The following is a 22,492-nucleotide window of genomic DNA, read 5'->3' on the forward strand; positions in this document are numbered from 1 at the left end:
GCGGCCCCTCCCCGTGAACCGCTGGGCGAACCAGTGGTCCACGGGGCGGAGCTCCCCGTGCGTGGGTCAGTTGGCGAGATCGTCGACCGTGGCGTTCTCGTTGCGCGAGAGGTTGATGCCCAGGTTCGCCGCGGCACGCTCAAGATCTTCGTCGTCGCTGTCGGCCATCTCGATGGCTGCACCGTCGGACGACAGCACCTCCACGTTGAGGCAGAGCGACTGAAGCTCCTTGAGCAGAACCTTGAACGACTCGGGGATGCCCGGTTCCGGGATGTTCTCGCCCTTGACAATCGCCTCGTAGACCTTCACTCGGCCGACGACGTCGTCCGACTTGATGGTCAGCAGTTCCTGCAGCGTGTATGCGGCGCCGTACGCCTGCATCGCCCAGCACTCCATCTCACCGAAACGCTGGCCACCGAACTGTGCCTTACCGCCGAGCGGCTGCTGCGTGATCATCGAGTACGGACCGGTCGAACGCGCGTGGATCTTGTCGTCGACCAAGTGGTGCAGCTTGATGATGTACATGTAGCCGACCGCTACCGGGTACGGGAACGGTTCGCCGGAACGACCGTCGAACAACGTCGCCTTACCGTCCGGGCCGACCATGACGTCGCCGTCACGGTTCGGCAGCGTTGAACCGAGCAGACCGGCCAACTCGTCGTCCTTGGCACCGTCGAACACCGGGGTCGCGGTGTTCGTGTTCGGCTCTGCCGAGAGCATGTCGGCGGGCAGGCGCTTGGCCCACTCCTCTTCGAGCTGCGCGGTGTCGATGTTCCAACCGGCCTTGGCGACCCAACCGAGGTGGGTCTCCAGGATCTGGCCGATGTTCATACGACGCGGAACACCGTGGGTGTTCAGGATGATGTCGACAGGCGTGCCATCGGGCAGGAACGGCATGTCCTCCTGCGGGAGGATCTTTCCGATGACGCCCTTGTTGCCGTGGCGGCCTGCGAGCTTGTCGCCGTCCTGGATCTTGCGCTTCTGCGCGACGTAGACGCGGACCAGTTCGTTGACGCCCGGAGCGAGATCGTCGTCGTCGTCACGACTGAAGACACGAACGCCGATGACCTTGCCGGTCTCGCCGTGCGGCACCTTCAACGAGGTGTCACGAACTTCGCGCGCCTTCTCACCGAAGATCGCGCGGAGTAGACGCTCCTCCGGGGTCAGCTCGGTCTCACCCTTCGGAGTGACCTTGCCGACCAGCACGTCGCCGTCACGGACTTCGGCGCCGATGCGCACGATGCCACGCTCGTCGAGGTCGGCGAGGACCTCGTCGGAGACGTTCGGGATGTCACGAGTGATCTCCTCGGCACCGAGCTTGGTGTCGCGGGCATCGATCTCGTGCTCCTCGATGTGAATCGAGGTGAGCGTGTCCTCTTCGACGAGACGCTGGCTCAGGATGATCGCGTCCTCGTAGTTGTGACCCTCCCACGGCATGATCGCCACGAGCAGGTTCTTGCCGAGCGCCATCTCGCCCTGGTCGGTGCACGGGCCGTCGGCGAGGACCTGCCCTGCCTCGACACGCTGACCTTCGTCGACGATCGGGACCTGGTTGGCACACGTGCCGTGGTTGCTCCGCTCGAACTTGCGCAAGCGGTAGCTGTCCCGGGTGCCGTCGTCGGCCATCACGGTGATGTAGTCGGCCGAGACCTCTTCGATGACACCGGATTTACCGGTGACGATGACGTCGCCCGCATCGACTGCGGCACGCAGTTCCATGCCGGTACCGACCAGCGGCGACTCGCTCTGGACCAGCGGCACCGCCTGACGCTGCATGTTGGCGCCCATCAGGGCGCGGTTGGCGTCGTCGTGCTCGAGGAACGGGATCATCGCGGTCGCGACCGACACCATCTGGCGCGGTGAGACGTCGATGTACTGGACCTGCGAAGCCGGAACGAACTCGACCTCGGCGCCCTTGATACGGACCAGGACGCGCTCGTCGGTGATGGTGCCGTCGGCATCGTAGTTCGTGTTCGCCTGCCCGATGAGGTAACGATCCTCCTCGTCGGCGGTCATGTACTCGATCTGGTCGGAGACCTTGCCGTCGACGACCTTGCGGTACGGCGTCTCGATGAAGCCGAACGGATTGACGCGGGCGTACACCGACAGCGAACCGATCAGGCCGATGTTCGGGCCTTCCGGCGTCTCGATCGGGCACATGCGGCCGTAGTGAGACGGGTGGACGTCACGGACTTCCAGGCCCGCACGCTCACGCGATAGACCACCAGGGCCGAGCGCCGAGAGACGACGCTTGTGGGTCAGGCCCGACAACGGGTTGTTCTGGTCCATGAACTGCGAGAGCTGGCTGGTTCCGAAGAATTCCTTGATCGCCGCCACGACGGGACGGATGTTGATCAAGGTCTGCGGGGTGATCGCTTCGGCGTCCTGCGTGGTCATCCGCTCGCGGACGACGCGCTCCATACGGGACAGACCGACTCGGATCTGGTTCTGGATGAGCTCGCCGACCGTACGCAGGCGACGGTTGCCGAAGTGGTCGATGTCGTCGACCTCGACAGGAACCGGTACGCCGCCGGGGACGGTCATCTCGCCGGTGATGTTCGGATCGGCCTCGTGCAGACGAACCAGGTACTCGACGGTCGCGATGATGTCCTCGCGCGTCAGCACCGAATCGCCGAACATCGGGGCCGCGGTGAGACCGAGCTTCTTGTTGATCTTGTAGCGGCCGACACGCGCCAGATCGTAGCGCTTGTCCTTGAAGAACAGGTTCTCCAAAAGGCTCTCGGCCGACTCCTTGGTCGGCGGCTCGCCCGGACGCAGCTTGCGGTAGACCTCGAGGAGGGCTTCGTCCTGGTTGCCGGTCGAGTCCTTCTCCAGAGTCGACATGAGGATCTCGGAGAAGCCGAAGCGCTCAGTGATCTCTTCGCGCGTCATGCCGAGCGCCTGCAACAGCACGGTGACCGGCTGACGGCGCTTGCGGTCGATGCGGACGCCAACGGTGTCGCGCTTGTCGACGTCGAACTCGAGCCACGCACCGCGGCCCGGGATCACCTTGACCGAGTGCAGGGTCTTCTCGGTGGCCTTGTCGATGGTGGCGTCGAAGTACACGCCGGGGCTGCGGACCAGCTGACTCACCACGACACGCTCGGTGCCGTTAATGATGAAGCTGCCCTTGTCGGTCATGATCGGGAAGTCGCCCATGAAGACGGTCTGCGACTTGATCTCGCCGGTGTTGTTGTTGATGAACTCGGCAGTGACGAACAGCGGAGCCGCGTACGTCATGTCCTTGTCTTTACACTCGTCGACCGAGGCCTTGACCTCGTCGAAGTGCGGATCAGAGAAGGACAGCGACATCGAAGACGAGAAGTCTTCGATGGGCGACAGTTCGCGGAGGACATCCTCAAGTCCGCCGACCGGGTTCTCTTCACCGCGGGCGGTCGCCTTAGCGCGCCACTCGGGCGTTCCGACGAGCCAGTCGAACGAGTCGAGCTGGACGTCCAGCAGACCCGGGACTTCCAGTGGCTCGTCGATCTTGGCGAATGAAGCGCGGTGAGGCGCTCCCGGGATAATACCCGCAGTGGTTGAGGTGGACTGGCGGTCGAGAGCCAAGATGCGTCCTTCCAACACGAAGTTTCTCGGTGCATGGCATGTAGCCGTTGGCCGTGGGGCCGCTGCGAGGCAAATCGACCTGATGAGCAGCGAATTCCCACGACGGGCACGAAGTGACCGGAAGGGCATCGAACAGCGAACAGGAGGCAGCCAGCGCAACGTCCAACTGTATCAGAATAGAAGGGTGATTTGTCAACCCCGAGTAGAACCAGATCGCCGGGCTGCCACCTGAGCGGATCGGTTTGGTGACTACAGTGACCCTCGAAGTGCCCGTTCGTCAAGAGAACGCGCGGATCGGCCATGAAATTTCATGACTGATCCGCGCGCTGTCAGAGAACGAAGGGACGTGCGTTCACGAGGTTTAAGGATCGAGGAACTGGTCGACCAGCCACTCGTCACCGTTGCGGACCAGGACGATCCCTGTCTTAGGCTTGTTCGACTCGACCAACGCACCGTCTCGGGTGGTGTCGATCTGGAGCGCCGCGAGGACAGTCGCGCGGTCGTGCGACAGGTCCATCAGGCCGACCGTCTCGACTCGACAATCCGACGACGACTTGCTCTGCTCGATAATCGACCGGTTGGTCTTGAGATTCGCCCGGAACTGTTCGCGCGCAGTACCGCTCAGCTTGCTCTCGGCTCCCGTGAGCCAGTAGTCGAGATTCTGGTACTTGTACTGGAACGGCGCGCACGCGGCCGACCGCGCCTGCGCCAGGACCTTCTCTGACGCCTCCTGGTCGACGAACGCCTCGTTATCGGATACATCAGCACCCGGATGGAACGCGAAGACAGCCGCGATCGCACCGAGGAGCACGGCGACCGCACCGAGGACGGCCGCGAGACGATACGTTCCACGTGTGTCACGGACCCCGGGTTCGACGTCGGTCATCGAGCGTTCATGTTCGGCGACCTCGCGTTCGGCTTCGACCAGCCGCCGTTTGCGATCGACGCCGGACTCGCTGCCCTGCGGTTTACGCAGCCCGACGGTACGAGCTGCTTCCTTGGTCAGCGAGACCGGCTCCACCGTGTCGGCGGACCCCGTGGACTGCTTACGCTCCTGCGCTGTCTGCGACAGTTCGACGCGGGCCGTCGAACGGCCTGCGACCTTGCGTGAACGGCGCTGGTTCGGACGTTCGGCCGCCATCAGTTGCCGCCTTCCTGCTGCTGCTGTCCGGCACCCTGCTGCTGGCCGGTGGCAGGCGATGCCGTGTCGTCGTAGTAAGTGATGTCGGTGAGCGGCACGATCTTGTCGACCTTCCATGCGCCGTCGACCTTGACCACGGAAAGCAACGACGACTGCGCCTGCGGCTGGTTCGGAGCCTCCGACGTGGCCGCCTGACTCAGCACGAAGACTGTCGCCGTGTCCTCGTCCGGGTTGAACTCCGTGGTCGCACTACGAATGATGCTCGCCTTGATCGTCAGGTTCCGTTCCTTGGCGGCCTCGATCTGCTTGACCGTACCCCCGCTGGTCTCGTCGATCGCCTGCTTCAGCGCGTCACCGGTCAACGACGACTTCATTCGCTTCTGCCACACGTCGACGCCTTTGTCGTCGACGGTGAGGATGTTCAGCATCGCCTGCTCCGCAGCGTCGACGACGTGCACGCGCATCTGTTCGCGATTCGAATCGACCGTGTACGCCCGGATACCCGTGTAGCCGAAGTAGCCGACGCACACGACAGCCGCGACGAGCGCGGTGACCGCCACCGCCAGTGCCATCGAGGCCGCCCAATGGCGTTCGCCGTCCGCGTCGCCTGATCCCTGCTTCACGGGGTCGGTTTCGTCGTCGGAATCCGTCTGTTCGTCCGAACCTGCCGGCTCCGGAGACTCGACCGGGCCCTGCGACTCTCCATCGCGGGCCCCTGTTTCGTCGCTCCCCGTATCGTCGCTGACTGTTTCGTCGCTGACTGTTTCGTCGACGTCGTCCAGGCCGGTCTCATCGCTCACCGATTCGTCGACCGAATCCGGTTCACGGGTCTCATCAGAATTCATCGAGCGCCACTGTACCTATCGAATGTCACGGCACGCTGTGTGCCGGTTGGAGGATGTTCCGACTCGCTCCGCCTGCTCTACCAGCGACAAGACGAAGCTGGGATCGATCGCGCCCGCGGACGTTTACAGCTCCGCGGGCGCAATCGCATCCTCACCGCACTTTCACTGCTTGCGCCTCATTTGGCGTGCACGCCCATCAGGGTCGCCAGCTGCGTCGCGATCGGATTGAGGTTGAGCTTGTCCGGATCCGCCTTGGGCTTGTTGTCCCACGGCTGGACGTAAGCAGGGTTCGCCAGCGCTGCGCGGTCACCGCCGCGCACTGCCGTCGGATTTCCGACCGGGACGTCACAGCTCGCCGCCGTGTTCATCGGGAAATCGTCGTAGTTGATGTCGAAGTTGGGATTGCGCTTCTTCATCTCGGCGATCATCTTCTCGGTGCTCTCGTACCCGCTCGTGCAACTCGGCGGGTTCTCCGTCTCCAACACGATCCCGAAGTGAATCTGGCCGTCGCCCGGTGCCGGGGAATGGCTTCCTGCCGACAGCGCGGACAGCATCGCGAACGTCGCACCCGTCGCGAACGACGCTGGCGATACAGCGTCGACCGTTCGACCCAACTGGTGGATCAGTTTCGTAGTGTCATCGCCGTTCGAATCCAGGAAGTGCGTCAGAGCAGTCGCCGCGCGCGGACCGTCGGTCAAGATTCGTCGGATCGCGGGATCGGAGCCGGCCAGCGTCGCCGCCACCTTGTCGATGTTCTTCGACCACGACAGGATCTCATCGGACTGGTCGGCCTGTGTACCGAGCACCACGTTCGAGTCGTCGATCAGCGAGATCGTGTCATCGAGGTTGTCGACACCCGTCTTGGACAACTTGTCGAGCGAGTCGATGAGCCTGGTGAGATTCTCGCCCTGCCCGTTGAACGCCTGCCCGAGTTCGGTTACGACAGTGTGTAGATCGTCCACCGGGATCGTGTCAGTCAATGTGATCGCATCGGAGATGACCTCCTGCAGCTTCGGCGGCAAGCTGTAGTCCCGGATCACCGACCCGTCCTCGAGGTAGGGGCCATCGTCATTCGGCGGCTGCAGATCGACGAACTGCTCACCGATCGCCGACCGGTTGGCTACGACAGCCTTCGACGACGTCGGGATCTTCGGCCCGTCGGACCGCAAGTCGAGCTGGATCTGCATTCCGTCAGTGGTCAACTCCATGTCGCCGACCAGACCGACGGGGACACCGCGGTAGGTCACTTCCGCGTTCGGAAATACACCGCCCGAGTCTTTGGCCTGGATGGTCACCTTATAGGTCGACAGACCCACCATTTGGTCCAGCCGTGCGTACTTGCCTCCGACGTAGACCACCGCGAGGGCGCCGACGATGGCGAAGACGATCAACTGGATCTTGACTATCCGGCCCGTCATCGGTCCTCCCCGGTCATCATCGAGATCGGTGTGTCGAGGAAGCTGGTCTCAGAAGATGTGACCGAGTACTGGTTCTTCGACTTCTTCTTCGAAGTCCCCGTGCTGTTCGAGGTCCCCGTCTTCTTCTTCGTCGTCGTCGAGCCGGACACCGGGTACCGGCCGCCCGACGGCGGTGTGTTGGGGCCTGGACGCGAGTTCAACGGCGGCGGCAGCAGTGAGATGGTTGGCCATCCCCACCGCGGTCCGTTTCCGTTGATGTACGGGTTGTTGGGGTTCACCTTCGGCGGGTTCACCTTCGGCGGACTGTACTTCGGCGTGCCCTGACCGACGCCCAACGCCTCCAGCTGGTTCAGCAGCCGCAGGTCGAGCGTCATGAACAGGTTGGTCGAATCGCCCTGGACGGCCGGAAGCAGATCGTCCGGGAACGGATGCGTCAACATCAACGGCATCGCGGTGACCGCATCCTGCGCGGACTTCGACAGCTCGGTCAAGATCGGTCGAAGCGCTTTAAGGTCGGTGATGATCGCGTCGTGAGCCTTGCCGAGAACGTCGGTGCCGACATCGCCGAGGTCGTCGAGCTTGGTCAGCAGGTCGACGAACTGCGGACGCTGCTCCTCGAGTACCTGGACGCCTGCGGGCAGTTCGTCAAGGATGCGCTCGATCTGATCGGTCTGGTTGTTGGCGCGGGCCGACAGCCGATCCACGCCGTCGATCGCACGGACGATGTCGTCACGCTGTGCGTTGAGCCCCGAGATCAACGTCTCCGTCTGACGGAGCAGCGACGCGAACCGGCCGGGATCTTCGCCGACCGACTCGTTGATCGCGGTGATGATCGGCTCCAGCTGATTGATGCCGCCACCATTGAGCAGCATCGACAGCGCGCCGAGCAGTTGCTCGATGTCCGTCGTCGTCGACGTGCGCGAGGTCTTGATGGTCTGCGACTCCGGCTGCCGCGCCGTGGTCGACGCGTCGTCCGGGTCACTGAGCGAGACGAACTTCTCACCGAGCAGGTTGGTCTGCTGGATCGAGGCCTTCGCCTTGGCCGACAAGTCCACGTTGTTGCGGACCTTGACTGTCACCAACGCATCCCACGAGCCTTCGGGGACTTCGACCTTCACGACGCGCCCGACCGGGATGCCATCCATCTTGACCATCGACTGCGGGACCAGGTCCAGAATGTCCGAGAATTCAATCTTGTACTCGCGCGGATGGTCGCCGACGTCGACACCACCGGGCAGCGGCAACGACTGGAATCCTGAACATGCCGACGCCACAGCTACGACGACCGCCATCACAGCGCCGACCGCGGATGCGCGGGCACGCCTACTGAGCGTCACCTTCATCACTTGCCTCCGGGGAGTCGCGGATCCGGGTTACCGGAGTTGGTGCCCGGTGCGGGCTCCTTCTGGAGCTTCTTCGCGCTGAGGATGCCGAACGGGAGGATCGGCAGCATCGGCTCGAGCACACCGTCGGTGACCTGCTTGCCGATCTTCTTGCAGTTGTCGACGAGCGGAGCCATCTTCTTACTGAAGTCGATGGCGAGCGGGTTGCCCGGCATCAGGTTCTTCAGGTCGAGGAATCGGCAGCCCGCGCTCAACGGGTCCTGCAGGTCCCGCAGGTTCAGGCGCATCGCCAGCGTGCCGGATTCGGCGTCGTACGCGTTGATCAGGTTCGAGATCGTGACCGGGAGAACCGTGAAGATCTCGAGCAGGTGCTCCTTGTTGTCGAGGAGCGCCTGTCCGGTCGGGTGAAGGCCCCGGATCGCGTCGCCGATGCGGTCGTTGTTGTCGGCGACGAAGGTCGCGACGTCACCGAGCGCGTACGACAAGGAGTCGAGCGCCTTACCGAGTTGGTTGCGTTCGCCGGCCAGGAACGAGTTGAAAGACGCCATCTGCGTGTTGAACTGCCGCACCTGGGAGTCGTTCTCGCGGAGCGCTCCGACGAATACGTTCAAGTTCTTGACGGTCGACGCGAGATCGCCGCGTCCGTCGGACAGCGTCGTCGCCGCCTTCGACAGATTTGTGAGCGCCTTGCCGAGCTTCGCGCCGTTGCCGTCGAGATTGTCGGCGGCGGTTTCGACGAAGTCGGTGACCGCACCGTTCTTGTTGGCGCCTTCGGGCCCCAGCGACTTCGACAGCTTTTGCAGGTTCGCGTAGATCGCGTCGATCTCGACGGGCACATGAGCGTCGTCGGTGCCCAACGTGACGTTACTGCCGGCTTTCACGCCGCCGGAGTAGGCCGGAGCCAACTGGACATACCGGTCGGCGACGATCGACGGGATGATCTGCATCGCCTGCACGCCTTCGGGCAGGTCGACACCTCGGTTGACGCGCATCTCGACGTCGACGACGTCGCCGCGCGGCGTCACCTCCGTCACCTTGCCGACGTCGACGCCGAGGACTCGGACGTCACTGCCCTTGTAGATACCGACAGCGCTCGTGAACGTTGCGTTCACCTTGGTGGTCCCGACCAGCGTCGACGCCCACCATCCGGCAGCTCCGACGATCAGCAGAAGGACCAGGCCGAGCGCTCCGAACACGATGTTGCGTCGACTGAAGACACCGGACTTCTCGTCAGCGGCGGTCATCATCCGGCCTCCGTTCCACCGTTGTTCAACTGCTTGTCCATATTGGGCGGTCGCGTCGTGTTCTGCTGCGGCAATGCGGGCGGCAGCAGGTTGGTGACCGTCGACTCGAACCAACGTCCGTTACCGAGCACGTTCGCGTACAGGCGGTAGAACGGCGCCATGTAGGTAATCGTGTCGCGGAGGTTCTTGTTCTGGTCGGTCAACAGATCGGTGACTCCCTTGAGCGACTCCAGAGCAGGTGCGAGCTGCTCTTCGTTGTCCCGGACGATCCCGGTCAACGCCTTGCTCAAGGTCGTCGTGCTGGCGAGCAGAGCTGAAATGTCGTCTTGACGCTTGTTCAGTTCCTTCAGCAGAGTGCCCGCACCTGCGATCAGTCGAGTGAACTCTTCGTTGCGATCGGCGAGGATCTTGGACGAGTTCTTGGTGGCCTCCAGCAAGTGCTGTACTTCCTGGTCTCGGCTGGCGATCGTGTTCGACAGGCGCGCGATGCCGTCCAGCGACGGTCCGATGTCACCTGCGGTCCCGGAGAACGCATTCGACATCGTGCGCAGCGACTTCGCGACCTGGTCGGTGTCCACGTTCTCGATCTGGTCTGCCGCGTCGCCGAATGCTTCGATGACGTCGTACGGGGAGACCGTGTCGGTGAACGGTACGTCGGGATCGGCGAGTTCACTGCCGCGCGGGTTCAACGCGAGGTACTTCTGGCCGAGAACGGTCTTGATCTGGATCGACGCCTGCGTCTGATCGCCGATCCACGTGTTGTTCGCACGAAAGTCGACGTTCACTTTGTTGCCGTCGAGCGAAACCTTGCTGACCTCGCCGACCTTGACGCCCGCGACGCGGACCTCGTTGCCGGGTTTGAGGCCTGCGGCTTCGGAGAAGACCGCCGTGTACTGGGGGCCAGCACCGAGCAGCGGCAGATCCTTCAGATAGAACGACGACACCGACACCATGATCAGGATCAGGAGTCCGATCGCACCGATGCTCATCGGGCTGCGACGGCCCGCGAACCTTCTGCTCTTCTTGGGTTCCGCCGGCAGTTCGCCCGAATCGTTCGGGCCGTGGGGGTCGTTGGGTCCCTGGGGGTTCGGATCTTGCGTCATTGTCACTCCCCCGGTCGCTTGTTGTCTTTCCAGCACCTGGTGGCGGCGCTGGTGTACAGAACGTGATTGATGTCAGGCAGTCCCACCGCAGGCTGGGTGAGCAGGGTCGACTTACCATTTCCTGCGACGACGTCGATACCGCACAGGTAGAACTGGAACCACGATCCGAAGGTCGCGGCGCGGCCGATCTTCTGCAGCTTGACCGGCAGATTGGTCAGGGCCTGCTTTAGGTCGTCGTCACGCGAGTTCAGCTGGTCCGACAGCGACTTGATCCCGGCGATGTCGCCCTGGATGGCCGGGCGGGACTTGCTCAGGATGGAGCCGGTCACCGTCGTGAGGTTCGAAACCGAACTGACGGCCGAGCCGATCGAATCGCGCTGTGCAGCGAGTCCGGTGACGAGCTTCTCGGTGTTCACCAAGAGGCTGGTGAACTCCTTATCGTTGCGGTTCACCGTGTCCAGGACCTTCGTCAGATTGGTGATCATGTCGCCGATCACCTGGTCCTTGTCGGCTAGCGCGTTCGTCAACTCGGACGTCTGGCTGACCAGCTGGCTGATCGTGGTGTCCATGTCGCCCTGGAAAACCTTGATGATGGTTTCGGCGAGCTTGTCGATGTCCTGCGGCTCGATCTGCTTGAACAACGGCTTGAAGCCATTGAACAACTCGGTCAGGTTGACCGCGGGATGGGTGTTTTCGACCTTCGGGTTGGTACCGAAGGTGTAGTCCTTACCGACCGTCTCGTTCGCTTCACCTGCGCCCTTCTCGAGCGCCACATATCGCAGACCGGTCAGGTTCCGGTAGCGGATGTAGACGTTGGTGCTCGCTGGAAGCGAGTCCCGGTCGACGTTGAAGGTGACGAGAGCCTTGTTCCGGTCGGTGATCTCGACACTCTCGACCTGTCCGACGCGGACGCCCGCGATCCGGACGTCGTCGCCAGAGTTGAGCATCGCCGCGTCGGTGAAGACGGCTTTGAATCCGGTGCGGCCACCGCCGCCCGCGTTAGCGATCGTCAGACCGAGCATCGCGGTGGCGACGACGGTCACGACTGCGAAGATGACCAGCTTGGTCAGCGGTCCTGCGAGTCCTCTCACTTGATCGTCATCTCCGTTCCGTGCGCGGCTCCGCCGCCGATGTAGGTGATCCACGTCGGCACCTGCGACGGGTCTACGCCGGTCGACGTGCCGTACACGATCTTCATCTGCTTGGCGTAGTCGGCGTCAGACACTGTTCCCGCCGGTGTGGCGCTGAACTGCGGCTGCGGCAGTTCAGGCCAGGTGGACGGTCCCGCGTTGCGCGACGGCGGCTGGTAGGAGCCGTCGGGCACGCCGCCGCCCGGGTACTGCGGGAACGGACGACCGTTGGTCGGCGGTTCGTAGCAGCGGGCAGGCGGATCCTTCCAGAACATGCGGGGCTCGTCCTGGTTCGGGAGGTAGCGGCCACGGGGATTCACGAATTGCAGGTTGACGCGGACACCGGGGTTATCGGTCCCCTTGCCGACGATCTTCTTCGATTCGGGGATGAGCGTCGCGAAGTTCTTGAACATGCAAGTGAACGTCGGTGACTGCTTGGCGATACTGGTCAGGAATGGCTCCGACTCGATCGTCAGGTCCAACATGTCACGCCGGTTCGTCTTCAGGAACTTGGTGGTGTCGGTCGCGGCGACCCCGACCGTCGAGATCAACGAGCGCAGATCTCCCTGCCGCTCGACGACCGTGTTGCCGGTCGTCCGAAGCGAGTCGAGTGCATCGATCACGTCCGGGAGCGCTTCGGAGTACGTCTCCGAGAACGATGCGAGCCCGCGGAGGGTGCCCTGCAGGTCGTCCATGTGCGCGTTGACGCGGGTGAAGATCGTGTTCAACCGGTCGATGGTCCCACCCAGCTGTTTGCCCTTGCCGCCGATCGCCTGCGAGATCGAGGTGAGTGTCACGTTCAAATCCTGCGGCGGTATCGCTTCGAGCACCGGCATCAGCGAGTCGAAGAGATCCTCGACCTCGGCCGAACTGCCGCGCGGGTCGGTCTTGATCTGATCGCCTTCGTGCAACTGTCCTTTGCCGCCGACCGGGACCGTCAGCGAGACGTACCGCTCACCGAACAGCGTCTTAGGGAGCACGCGGCCGGTCGTCTCGGCGTTGAGGTCCTTCATCTTGTCTGGCTGCAGACCGAGTTGGACGGTCACATTGCCGCCGGGCTCCACATTCACCTCGCGGACGGTGCCGATGATCACTCCGCGCGCTTTGACGTCGGAGTTCACGGCCAGCGCATTGCCGGCGTCGGTCGTCTTCAGGGTGATGGTGGAGACGTCGTCGAACGTTCCGCGGAACTTCATGATCGACGTCGCGAGCAGTCCGATCACAACAACGAAGAAGAGCAGGCCGAGCAGCCTGCGTTTAGCAGTCGCCACGTTTGTCTAACCTCCGACTCTGACCGACGTTGTGGTTCCCCAGATCGCCAGTCCCAGGAAGAAGTCCAAGACGGCGATCAACACGAGCGCGGCACGCACGGCGTGTCCGACGGCTACGCCGACGCCCGCGGGCCCACCGCTGGCGTAGTAGCCGTAGTAGCAGTGCACGAGGATGATCACGAAAGCGAATACCAGCACCTTGCCGAACGACCATAAGACGTCGGCCGGCGGTAAGAACAGATTGAAGTAGTGGTCGTACGAGCCTGTCGACTGACCGTTGAACACGGTGTTGACGACGCGGGACGCCAGATAGGCCGCCATCAGGCCGAGCACGTACAGCGGGATGACGGCGACGAAGCCTGCGATCACGCGGGTGCTGACCAGGAACGGGATCGACGGCACCGCCATCACCTCGAGCGCGTCGATCTCCTCGGAGATGCGCATGGCGCCGAGTTGAGCGGTGAAACCGCAGCCGACCGTCGCCGACAGCGCGAGGCCCGCCACGAGTGGCGCGACCTCACGGGTGTTGACGTACGCCGACAGGAAGCCGGTGAGCGCTTGCGACCCGATCTGGTCGAGGGCAGCGTAGCCCTGCATGCCGACGACGACGCCAGTGAAGCCGGACATCAAGATCATGACCCCGACGGTGCCGCCGATCACGGCGAGACCGCCGGAACCGAACGCCACCTCGGCGAGCAGGCGCATCACTTCGCGCGTGTAATGCACGAGGGTCTTCGGGATCCAGGCGAGGGTGCGTCCGTAGAACGACATCTGTTCGCCTGCGCCGTCGAGCATCTTCAACGGCTTGCCAAGTTGCTTGCGCGCCTCGTACAGGTAGTACTCCGGGCGGCTCTTGGCGATCGTCACACCACGAGTCATCACTAACCTACCTTCGGCGGAACGATCTGCAGGAACACGGCGGTGATAATGAGGTTCGCGAAAAACAGCAGCAGGAACGCCACGACGACACTCTGGTTCACCGCTTCACCGACACCCTTCGGACCGCCCTTCGGGTTGAGGCCCTTGTAGGCGGCGATCACACCGGCGATCACACCGAAGATCGCGGCTTTGAGTGTCGAGATGTAGAGGTCCGGAAGCTGAGCAAGCGCTCCGAACGATGCCAAGTAGGCGCCTGGTGTTCCGCCCTGGACGACGACGTTGAAGAAGTAGCCGCCGCCGATGCCGACCACGGCGACGAGGCCGTTCAGCAAGACGGCCACCAGGACCATTGCCAACACGCGTGGCACGACGAGGCGCTGGATGGGATTGATGCCCAGCACCTCCATCGCGTCGATCTCTTCGCGAATGGTGCGCGAGCCGAGGTCGGCCGCCACGGCCGAACCAGCGGCGCCCGCCACCAACAGCGACGTCACCAGCGGTGACCCCTGTTGCACGACGACCAGCACGCTGGCCGCACCTGTATATGATTCAGCGCCGAGCTGCTTGATCAGCGAACCGGTCTGCAGCGACACGATCGCACCAAACGGGATCGCGATGAGCGCCGTCGGGAGGATCGTGACGCTGGCGATGAACCAGGCCTGCTGAATGAACTCGCGCAGCTGAAAAGGACGCACGAAGAGCTGGCGTGCGACGTCGACGAACAACTGAACGATGTTACCGGTTTGGGCGAGTGCGCCCTCTCCGGCTTTCGCGACTTTGTCGACGCCACGCGTGGTGGCACTCGTCATGCCTGGTTACTCCCCTGTCCATTCGACTGGTCGTTGATAGCCGTTTCGATAGCGGAGGTGTCGATCGGCTGAGTGAAAGCATCGTCACCTGCCGGCTGCGCGACAGCGGTCTTCGCCAAGTCGGGTCGGGTGACTTCCTCGGTCGGAGCGTTGGCGACCACGTCGTGGACGTGACTCGGCTCGACGTAGACACCTTCGGGACCGCCGGGCAGCCCGGTGATTCCGACGTTCGGGTCGTTGAAGTCGGTCGCGGCGAGGGCTACCAATGTCGTCGAGGTCTCCGGAGACTCGGCTGCCTGCCGGTCCTCTGCGGCGATCGAGTTGCGGATCGCTTCCTGGGCGTTCGCAGGCAACGTGTGCAGCATCCCGAGCACATTGGCACGGTGACGGATCGAGGCTTTGCGGACCGGCATGCCCGGGTTGGGCTGAACCTGCGGGATGATCTCAGAGAAGTCATCCTGAGTTCCGCCACCGGAGATGCCCGCGGCCTGCATCGCCGACTCGGCGGCAGCGACGGACTCGTCCTTCTCTTCGGACATACCGATCGGACCGAAACGGTCGCCCGCGAGGAACTGCTTGACGACGGGCTGTTCTGAGGTCAGGAGCTGCTCGCGCGGACCGAACATGACGAGTTCCTTACGGAACAGCATGCCGATGTTGTCCGGAATCGTACGAGCGATGTTGATGTTGTGCGTGACGACCAGGATCGTCGCGTCGATCTCGGCGTTGATGTCGATCAACAGCTGCGAGATGTACGCGGTACGCACCGGATCCAGACCCGAGTCCGGCTCATCGCACAGAATGATCTGCGGGTCGAGCACCAGTGCACGGGCGAGTCCGGCGCGCTTGCGCATACCACCGGAGATCTCACCGGGCAGCTTGTCCTCGGCACCGGTCAGACCCACCAGCTCGACCTTGTCCAGGACGATCTTGCGGATCTCGTCTTCCTTCTTCTTCGTGTGCTCACGAAGTGGGAATGCGATGTTGTCGTACAAGCTCATCGAGCCGAACAACGCGCCGTCCTGGAACAGGACACCGAACAGTTTGCGGATCTCGTAGAGTTCCTTGGCCGAACACTGAGTGATGTCGGTGCCATCGATGATCACCGCCCCCTGCTCAGGGTGAAGCAGACCGATGAGCGTCTTCAGGAACACCGACTTACCGGTACCTGACGGGCCAAGCAGGGCGCTGACCTCACCGGCTGGCAACGTCAGACTGACGTCCCTCCAGATGTTCTGCGAGCCGAACGACTTCGTGAGTCCCTCGACCGTGACCTCAACTCCCACTGCGTCCCTCCAGACGTTTATCCACCGGTCCAGCCACCGCGTCCATCCGTAGTCGCAGTTTTCAAGCGTCCCGCTCGCTCCGGCGTGCCGTTTGTGGCTGCGGTCACTCTAACTCACGTGACCAGCGGCACACACCATCGGAGCTGGCTAAGGCCTTCTACCCGCCGCCCTACTGGGCGGTAACCTTCTCGGCAGTCTGAGAATACGCGAAGAAGCGCCATACACCAAGTGACGCCCGACTCTTTGGACCCCGGCACTGAGACTGGCGCCACTCGACAGGTCTCGGCGACCGATGAATCCGAGTTCGCGCAGCCTGGCGACAGTCACGTAGCGCCAAAAAGGCGAGGCCCGCAGGTCATCCCTGCGAGCCTCGCCCGTTTCAAGCCACGCGTCGTGACTGGTGCGCCGAGCGGCGCATCAGATCACTTGAGCGAGATGGAGGCGCCAGCCTCTTCGAGCTTGGCCTTGGCAGCCTCGGCGTCTTCCTTGCTGACCTTCTCCAGGAGAGCCTTCGGAGCACCCTCGACGAGGTCCTTGGCTTCCTTCAGGCCCAGACCGGCGACAACCTCACGCACGACCTTGATGACCTGGATCTTCTTGTCGCCCGCGCCCTCGAGCACGACGTCGAACTCATCCTGCTCGACAGCGGCTTCCGCGCCGGCAGCCGGAGCGCCAGCGGCGGCGACGGCGACGGGAGCAGCAGCGGTGACCTCGAAGACCTCTTCGAACTTCTTCACGAAATCGCTGAGCTCCAGCAGGGTCAGTTCCTTGAACTGCTCGATGAGCTCGTCAGCGGTGAGCTTCGCCATGGTGGCGTCCTTCCGTAATTCCCCGCCGGTGCGGGGGCGCCTGCGGTGCAGGCTCGATCATGGGTGGTAATCGGCGAACCGATCGGGTGGAGCAGCGGTGACTCAGGCGGCGTCGCCCGAAGCCTCCTGCTTCTCCTGCAGTGCCGCGGCGAGACGCGCGACCTGCGACGCAGGCTGGTTGAACAGCCCTGCAGCCTTTGCCAAGTTGCCCTTCATGGCACCGGCGAGCTTCGCCAACAGAACCTCACGGGACTCAAGGTCGGCGATCTGTTCGACCTCGGCCACAGACAGCGCGCGGCCGTCCATGTACCCGCCCTTGATGACAAGGTTCTTGTTCTCCTTGGCGAACGTCTTCATCGCCTTGGCGGCTTCGGGAAGCTCGCCCTGGATGAATGCGATCGCGGTCGGACCGGTGAACAGCTCGTCGAGGCCCTCGACGCCCGCCTCTTCGGCAGCACGCTTGACGAGGGTGTTCTTGGCGACGGAGTAGGTTGCACCTTCACCGAGCGAGCGACGCAGGGTCCCCAGCTGGGTGACGGTCAGACCACGGTATTCCGTGACGACTGCCGCGTCGGAGCCCTTGAACTGCTCGGCGATCTCTGCGACTGCAGAAACCTTTTCGGCGTTAGCCATACTTCGCCTCCTCTCGTGTCACTTCACGTCGGTCCGGGTGACCGGACCGAATCGGACCCAGGCCGTCGAGTCGCGAGAGCGGCGATTCGCGATCGGAAGCCGGCCAAAAGAAAAACGCCCCGGGCGCAGGAGGCACGGGGCGTACAAGATCTCAGCGCATAGCGTGAGGAGTACTCCACGTTCATCCTGCGTGGGTCGCCGACTCTCGCCGGACCTTCGATCGGAAACTTCGTTCCCGACGACCAACGGTCTCTGGTTGAACTCGGCGCACTAAGCGAACTCGATGCACCGGCTAATAGGCTAACGCCCATGACGTCAGAAGTCGAATCGGCGCAGGCTCGGGCCGCCTCAGCCCAGCAGGCGCTGCGCGCGCGCCACCTCCGTCGACTCGGCGGCTGGGCTCCAGGCACTCGGATCGGTCGGGTCGCGTGGCCCCCCGCGGGGCGACCGCTGTCGAGGGCGCGTCTCACGGCCTCCTGGAATTATTGGTGGCAGGCGCACCTGGTGGACGTCCTCGTCGACGGCGCGATCCACCGCGACGACGCTCGGTGCAGGCAAGACGCGGCAGCTCTGCTGCGCGGGATCCGCATCCGCAACGTCGGCAGGTGGACCAACTCGTACTACGACGACATGGCGTGGCTCGGTCTCGCGATCGAGAGAGTTGAACGCCACCTGGGAAGCAGTTCGGCGAGCTGCCGTCCACGAGCGTTGCGCGTCCTGCGCGACCAGATTTACGACGCCTGGGCGCCGGAGTCGGGCGGTGGTATCCCGTGGCGCACCACCGACACCTTCTTCAACGCACCCGCCAACGGTCCGGGCGCACTCCTGCTGTCCCGGACCGATCGCGTCGAACGCTCGATCGCGATGACCGACTGGATGGACGAGCACCTCCGGCTACCGTCCGGGCTGACCGCCGACGGACTCTGGCGCCGCGCGGACGGTACGCACGAACTCGACGACGCATTGTTCACCTACTGCCAAGGCGTGGTGCTCGCCGCGCAAACCCAGACATACCGCCACACCGGCGATCGCACCCGACTCGACCGCATCGACGCACTGCTGTCCGCGGTCACCGACCGATTCACCACCGATGGCGTCATCCACGGCGCGGGCGGCGGCGACGGCGGCCTATTCGGCGGTGTCCTCGCACGCTATCTGGCACTCGTCGCCACCGACCTCGCCGACGACCGTCCCGCGGCGACGGCGATCCGCGATCGGGCCGCGTGGATCGTCACCGCCAGCGCCGACGCCGCGTGGGCCAACCGGGCTGAGTACGAGAACCTTCCCGTGTTCGGCCACGACTGGCGGGTGCAGGCCGTCGTCCCGACGGCTGCCGGATCCGCTGCCCGCAGACGCGGCGGGGCGGTTACATCGTCGAAGACGCCAGAACGCGACATGTCGGTACAGGTCGGGGCGGCAATGCTGCTCGAAGCTGCGGTCGCGGTCACGAACGGATCACCGGAGCACATCGTTTCCACCCTGGATTAGGCATCTGGAACGCCGTCGTTTTTAATTGGGTCAGCAACACTTTCGTGACGTGTGCCACATGGCCGGCCCTGGTCGGCGGGAGGATGAGTGACGCGATGACACTCGACTTGGACTACGACGCGTTCGCGGTGGCGGGCCGGGGCTCTACACGACTGCAGCCGAACGCCGACGGCGGCGAGAGCGCCAGAGCCTGGCGCGACGCCGTCGACGGCGGGCAACCCCATCCGCGAGTGCACATCGATCGCAGCGTCACCTTGACGATGTCCGACGGGACACGACTGCGAGCGACCCTCGTCCGCCCGGCCAATCTCCTCGGCCAGCCGGTCAGGACCCCATTCCCGACGGTCTTGAACATCAACCCGTACAACCGGGCCGTCATCGACTCCATCGACCACACGTTGCATGCGCCCGCCATCGGCCGCGTGGTCCGGACCGCGAGCGCGTCACTGCCGCTCGGCGACGGACTCTCCCGGATCGGCCGCACCTTCGGTACCGGATTGTGGGACGTGTTCGGCATCAACCGCAATCTGGTCCGTTCGGGCTACACGCAGATGATCGTCGACGTTCGCGGTACGGGCTCGTCGCACGGCCGATGGGAAATCCTGTCGCCGCGCGAACAGCAGGACTCCATGGAGATCATCGACTGGATCAGCCGACAGCCATGGTCCGACGGAAACGTCGGAATGGCCGGGTGGTCGTATTCGGCGATCAACTCACTGCAGGCGGCCGGGCTCCGACCGCCCGCGCTCAAGGCAGTGTTCGCCGTCGAAGGCGGCGAGGACATCGTTCGCGACGTCTACCTGACCGGCGGGATGCCATCGGCATTCATCCCGCTCTGGTTGGCCCTCGTCAACGGACTGAAATGGCTGCCGAATCCGGCGACCGGAGTCGCCGACATGTTGCGGGGCGACGCGTACCTGTGGCTGCGCGACCGGTTGAAGTCGCCGGCCTCGGAGATGTCGTCGCTACTGTGGGGCTTCCTGACCGCACGCGACGACCGGATCTTCGATGATCCGTACTTCGACGAACGCAACCCGAGGGTCGAACAGATCGAGTGTCCGACATTCACCGTCGGCGGCTGGCACGACCTGTTCGGCCGCAGCGCCACCCGCGTGTACGCCAAACTCCAGATGCCACCCGGCCGCAAACAGATGCTCGTGGCAGACGGTTATCACCTCGACCCCGGTTGCGATCACGGCGCGCCCGGACGTCCGCCGCGCCTGGACGTCCTGGAACGCGCCTGGTTCGACAAGTGGCTCAAAGGCATCGACAACGACGTCGACGGTTACGGCCCGGTGACCATGCACCAGCAGGGCGGCGGCTGGTCGTGCGGCGAGTCCTTCCCGCGCGCCTGTGCCACGCCGCGCCGACTCTTCCTGACCGAGGAGCCGTCTGGGACTGCGGGGCACTCTCGACACGACGGCAGTCTGCGACCGTCGCCGGCATCTCGGCGTCGGACTCTCCGCATCACCCCGGATCTGCGCGGGTTCGTCTCCCGCGACATCGCCCAGGTCACCGCGGGCGCCGCCATCGTGCTCGGCGAGAAGTTCTCGACCGACGCACGATTCCAAGAGGTCGGCGGACTGTCGTTCACCAGCGAACCCGTCGCCGCCCCCACCCAGGTGTCCGGCCAGATGAACCTGCGGTTGAACGTCTCGACGACCGCACACGAAGGCATCTGGGCGGTCACCGTGAACGATGTCGCGCCGGACGGATCATCACGCGTCTTGACCAATGGCGCGTTGACGGCGTCCAACCGGGCTCTCGATCCGTCCCGGTCCACATACACCGACGACGGAGTCCTGCTCGACGCCGTCCACTATCTGTCCCGCGAGCGCCGTCTCCCGGTACCGGCCGACGAGCCGGTCCGAATCGACGTCGACCTCGTCCCGACAGACGTGGTGCTCGCGACGGGGCATCGGTTGCGCGTCGACGTCTACGCGGCGAGCCTCCCCCGGTATCTGACCATCGTCCCCGACCTGATCAAGGCGCGTGGTCGCAGGCAACAGCTGGTGCTAGACCCGACCAAGCCGAGCTATCTGACGTTCCAAGCCGACGGCGAACTCGGTGCCGACCCGGTACCGGTGCCCCGCCTGGCCGCGACTCGCTGAGCCTTCACAGGAGTCCGCTGTCGCCGAACACCACGCGGTAGACGAAGGCGGTCTCCGGGCCGAGGACGAGTCCGACGAGCTCGATGAGGGTGTCGACGAAGCCGCGACCATGCGCAGGCGTCCCGATCGGGTCGAGGTGGTGTGCGATCTCGTGCAGGACGACCAGTTCCCGCAATGCCCAGGCGCCGTCGACCGAATCGGGTACGGCGATCACCGCGCCGTCGCGTTCGTAGTGGGCGGCAGCGCTCCCCCGCCGTCGCCGAACCGTGACCGGCCGCCGCGCCTGTGGGAAACTCTCACACACGTTCGGCAACGCGAGCACGTCGTCGACGTAGCGTCGGACGGCATCGAGCGAGGAAAACCTGGCCTCTGGCGGCAAGGTCAGTTCCGCACCTGCGATCTGCACGGTCTGCGACGATCCGGTTCGCTCGAGGATCGCCCGGACGAGTCGTTCGGCCGCATAGACCGACGACCGGTGGGAGTCACGAGTCACCGGTCGATCGCGCCCCGGGCACCTGGCAAGGTGCGGTTCGCTCCGATGCGAGCGCGTCGACCCGCCTGATCGCCGGCCTGCCGGGCCGCCGTCGAATACCCCGATCGCGCCGACGACGGACGCCACGTCCCCCGCGCCGACGACGAGTGCCGGTAGAAGTCACCGATTTCAATCTCTTTGTCACGCAAGGCGAGCTCGGTTGAGCCGACAGCTTTCGTCTCGGTCGCGACGGCTTCGGCACGCTGCTCGTCCCGCGCCTGGACCAGGCGCGCCCCGATGCGTTCGGCGAACGCCGACTGGAAGTTCAGGCGGGCGGTGATCGGCGACAGCGGCTTCTCGGTGACCGCCCGACGCCGGAAGTACCCGTTGCCTACGGTGACCACCTGGCGCGCGGTCTCCCGCTTGTACGCACCCGACTTCAGGTAGGCGTCGCTGGCCGCGACCATCTGAATCACCAGTGACGTGTACAGCGCCTCGGTCGTGTCGATGTCCGCCTCGAACCCGTAGGCGATGACGAACGTCGAATTCGAGGCGACGTCGACCGTCAGATCGTTCGCGCGCGCGATCTGCACAAACAACTGCACATACGTCTTGAGCCCACGCTTCCCCTTCTCCCCGATACTCACCTGGCGGGTAATCGGGCCGCGCGCACGATCGGTCGCCGTGCTCGCCGACCGATCGTGTGCCCTGGCCAGCGCGAGATCGATGGACGACGCCGTCGCGAGACGTTGCGCGGCCGCCATGAACGCTTCGGCCTCGTGCTCATTGTCGGTGCCTTCGGCCTGCCGGAGCAGTCCCGCGATACGGGTCAGAAGTCTGTCGTCACGCATGCGGCACAGGTTATCGCCCGGCGCCACCGACAGTCGATCCCGTTATCCACAGGCCCGCCGCCTGACGACGTAGCGCGCGCAACGCGTCCACA

The 22,492-nt window shown here is 64.2% G+C and carries 18 protein-coding genes; 2 read left to right on the forward strand and 16 right to left on the reverse strand.

Annotated features, from left to right (window positions below):
• Nucleotides 1-66: 66 nt before the first annotated feature.
• From rpoB to rplJ, 14 genes are all read right to left on the reverse strand, one after another.
• Entirely contained in the window at nt 67-3,567 is a 3,501-nt protein-coding gene (gene rpoB, locus MP11Mi_RS03555) for a DNA-directed RNA polymerase subunit beta (protein WP_420041995.1), read from the reverse strand.
• Nucleotides 3,568-3,928: 361 nt separating this feature from the next.
• Nucleotides 3,929-4,708 (reverse strand): hypothetical protein, encoded by a 780-nt coding sequence (locus MP11Mi_RS03560; RefSeq protein ID WP_420040941.1) that lies wholly within the window; start codon nt 4,706-4,708, stop codon nt 3,929-3,931.
• The gene (locus tag MP11Mi_RS03565) at nt 4,708-5,553 is read right to left on the reverse strand and encodes a hypothetical protein (protein ID WP_420040942.1); all 846 of its coding nucleotides are present in this window, start codon (nt 5,551-5,553) and stop codon (nt 4,708-4,710) included. The genes MP11Mi_RS03560 and MP11Mi_RS03565 overlap by 1 nt, the downstream gene beginning before the upstream one ends.
• 176 nt (nt 5,554-5,729) lie before the next feature.
• Nucleotides 5,730-6,971 carry an MlaD family protein gene (locus MP11Mi_RS03570; RefSeq protein WP_420040943.1) on the reverse strand — a complete coding sequence of 414 codons (1,242 nt, stop codon included), beginning with the start codon at nt 6,969-6,971 and terminating at the stop codon, nt 5,730-5,732.
• Nucleotides 6,968-8,314, reverse strand: coding sequence for an MCE family protein (locus MP11Mi_RS03575; protein WP_420040944.1), 1,347 nt, complete (start codon nt 8,312-8,314; stop codon nt 6,968-6,970). The genes MP11Mi_RS03570 and MP11Mi_RS03575 overlap by 4 nt, the downstream gene beginning before the upstream one ends.
• Entirely contained in the window at nt 8,314-9,558 is a 1,245-nt protein-coding gene (locus MP11Mi_RS03580; RefSeq protein WP_420041996.1) for an MCE family protein, read from the reverse strand. Before MP11Mi_RS03580 ends, MP11Mi_RS03575 begins: the two co-directional genes overlap by 1 nt.
• Nucleotides 9,558-10,661 (reverse strand): MCE family protein, encoded by a 1,104-nt coding sequence (locus tag MP11Mi_RS03585; RefSeq protein ID WP_420040945.1) that lies wholly within the window; start codon nt 10,659-10,661, stop codon nt 9,558-9,560. Before MP11Mi_RS03585 ends, MP11Mi_RS03580 begins: the two co-directional genes overlap by 1 nt.
• A gap of 2 nt (nt 10,662-10,663) precedes the next feature.
• Nucleotides 10,664-11,752 carry an MlaD family protein gene (locus MP11Mi_RS03590; RefSeq protein WP_420040946.1) on the reverse strand — a complete coding sequence of 363 codons (1,089 nt, stop codon included), beginning with the start codon at nt 11,750-11,752 and terminating at the stop codon, nt 10,664-10,666.
• On the reverse strand, nt 11,749-13,062 hold the full coding sequence (locus MP11Mi_RS03595) for an MCE family protein (RefSeq protein WP_420040947.1): 1,314 nt from the start codon (nt 13,060-13,062) through the stop codon (nt 11,749-11,751). The genes MP11Mi_RS03590 and MP11Mi_RS03595 overlap by 4 nt, the downstream gene beginning before the upstream one ends.
• A 6-nt stretch (nt 13,063-13,068) precedes the next feature.
• A complete protein-coding gene (locus MP11Mi_RS03600) occupies nt 13,069-13,941 on the reverse strand; it encodes an MlaE family ABC transporter permease (RefSeq protein WP_236998938.1) in 873 nt (290 codons plus the stop codon).
• Nucleotides 13,942-13,943: 2 nt separating this feature from the next.
• The gene (locus MP11Mi_RS03605; protein ID WP_420040948.1) at nt 13,944-14,750 is read right to left on the reverse strand and encodes an MlaE family ABC transporter permease; all 807 of its coding nucleotides are present in this window, start codon (nt 14,748-14,750) and stop codon (nt 13,944-13,946) included.
• Nucleotides 14,747-16,036 (reverse strand): ABC transporter ATP-binding protein, encoded by a 1,290-nt coding sequence (locus MP11Mi_RS03610; RefSeq protein ID WP_420040949.1) that lies wholly within the window; start codon nt 16,034-16,036, stop codon nt 14,747-14,749. The genes MP11Mi_RS03605 and MP11Mi_RS03610 overlap by 4 nt, the downstream gene beginning before the upstream one ends.
• Nucleotides 16,037-16,458: 422 nt before the next feature.
• Nucleotides 16,459-16,845 carry a 50S ribosomal protein L7/L12 gene (rplL, locus tag MP11Mi_RS03615; RefSeq protein WP_420040950.1) on the reverse strand — a complete coding sequence of 129 codons (387 nt, stop codon included), beginning with the start codon at nt 16,843-16,845 and terminating at the stop codon, nt 16,459-16,461.
• Nucleotides 16,846-16,947: 102 nt separating this feature from the next.
• On the reverse strand, nt 16,948-17,478 hold the full coding sequence (rplJ, locus tag MP11Mi_RS03620; RefSeq protein ID WP_237002709.1) for a 50S ribosomal protein L10: 531 nt from the start codon (nt 17,476-17,478) through the stop codon (nt 16,948-16,950).
• Between the two features lie 309 nt (nt 17,479-17,787).
• Here rplJ and MP11Mi_RS03625 point away from each other — a divergent pair, with 309 nt between their 5' ends.
• Nucleotides 17,788-18,966: a glycoside hydrolase family 76 protein gene (locus tag MP11Mi_RS03625; protein WP_420040951.1), complete on the forward strand. Its 1,179-nt coding sequence runs from the start codon at nt 17,788-17,790 to the stop codon at nt 18,964-18,966.
• A gap of 95 nt (nt 18,967-19,061) precedes the next feature.
• Nucleotides 19,062-21,077: a CocE/NonD family hydrolase gene (locus tag MP11Mi_RS03630; protein ID WP_420040952.1), complete on the forward strand. Its 2,016-nt coding sequence runs from the start codon at nt 19,062-19,064 to the stop codon at nt 21,075-21,077.
• 4 nt (nt 21,078-21,081) lie between these two features.
• Here MP11Mi_RS03630 and MP11Mi_RS03635 read toward each other — a convergent pair whose 3' ends face one another.
• Nucleotides 21,082-21,570, reverse strand: a complete 489-nt coding sequence (locus MP11Mi_RS03635) for a TIGR04338 family metallohydrolase (RefSeq protein ID WP_420040953.1) — start codon at nt 21,568-21,570, stop codon at nt 21,082-21,084.
• Nucleotides 21,567-22,400, reverse strand: coding sequence for a DUF2786 domain-containing protein (locus tag MP11Mi_RS03640; protein ID WP_420040954.1), 834 nt, complete (start codon nt 22,398-22,400; stop codon nt 21,567-21,569). Before MP11Mi_RS03640 ends, MP11Mi_RS03635 begins: the two co-directional genes overlap by 4 nt.
• Nucleotides 22,401-22,492 lie beyond the last annotated feature (92 nt).

Source organism: Gordonia abscondita (assembly GCF_032711245.1).
Taxonomy (GTDB): domain Bacteria; phylum Actinomycetota; class Actinomycetes; order Mycobacteriales; family Mycobacteriaceae; genus Gordonia.

What these genes read in the sequence shown, in the direction of transcription:
- MP11Mi_RS03560 (WP_420040941.1), bottom strand. Translation starts at nt 4,708, where the DNA reads ATGGCGGCCGAACGTCCGAACCAGCGCCGTTCACGCAAGGTCGCAGGC.
- MP11Mi_RS03565 (WP_420040942.1), bottom strand. Translation starts at nt 5,553, where the DNA reads ATGAATTCTGATGAGACCCGTGAACCGGATTCGGTCGACGAATCGGTG.
- MP11Mi_RS03570 (WP_420040943.1), bottom strand. Translation starts at nt 6,971, where the DNA reads ATGACGGGCCGGATAGTCAAGATCCAGTTGATCGTCTTCGCCATCGTC.
- MP11Mi_RS03575 (WP_420040944.1), bottom strand. Translation starts at nt 8,314, where the DNA reads ATGAAGGTGACGCTCAGTAGGCGTGCCCGCGCATCCGCGGTCGGCGCT.
- MP11Mi_RS03580 (WP_420041996.1), bottom strand. Translation starts at nt 9,558, where the DNA reads ATGACCGCCGCTGACGAGAAGTCCGGTGTCTTCAGTCGACGCAACATC.
- MP11Mi_RS03585 (WP_420040945.1), bottom strand. Translation starts at nt 10,661, where the DNA reads ATGACGCAAGATCCGAACCCCCAGGGACCCAACGACCCCCACGGCCCG.
- MP11Mi_RS03600 (WP_236998938.1), bottom strand. Translation starts at nt 13,941, where the DNA reads ATGACTCGTGGTGTGACGATCGCCAAGAGCCGCCCGGAGTACTACCTG.
- MP11Mi_RS03605 (WP_420040948.1), bottom strand. Translation starts at nt 14,750, where the DNA reads ATGACGAGTGCCACCACGCGTGGCGTCGACAAAGTCGCGAAAGCCGGA.
- rplL (WP_420040950.1), bottom strand. Translation starts at nt 16,845, where the DNA reads ATGGCGAAGCTCACCGCTGACGAGCTCATCGAGCAGTTCAAGGAACTG.
- rplJ (WP_237002709.1), bottom strand. Translation starts at nt 17,478, where the DNA reads ATGGCTAACGCCGAAAAGGTTTCTGCAGTCGCAGAGATCGCCGAGCAG.
- MP11Mi_RS03625 (WP_420040951.1), top strand. Translation starts at nt 17,788, where the DNA reads ATGACGTCAGAAGTCGAATCGGCGCAGGCTCGGGCCGCCTCAGCCCAG.
- MP11Mi_RS03630 (WP_420040952.1), top strand. Translation starts at nt 19,062, where the DNA reads ATGACACTCGACTTGGACTACGACGCGTTCGCGGTGGCGGGCCGGGGC.
- MP11Mi_RS03640 (WP_420040954.1), bottom strand. Translation starts at nt 22,400, where the DNA reads ATGCGTGACGACAGACTTCTGACCCGTATCGCGGGACTGCTCCGGCAG.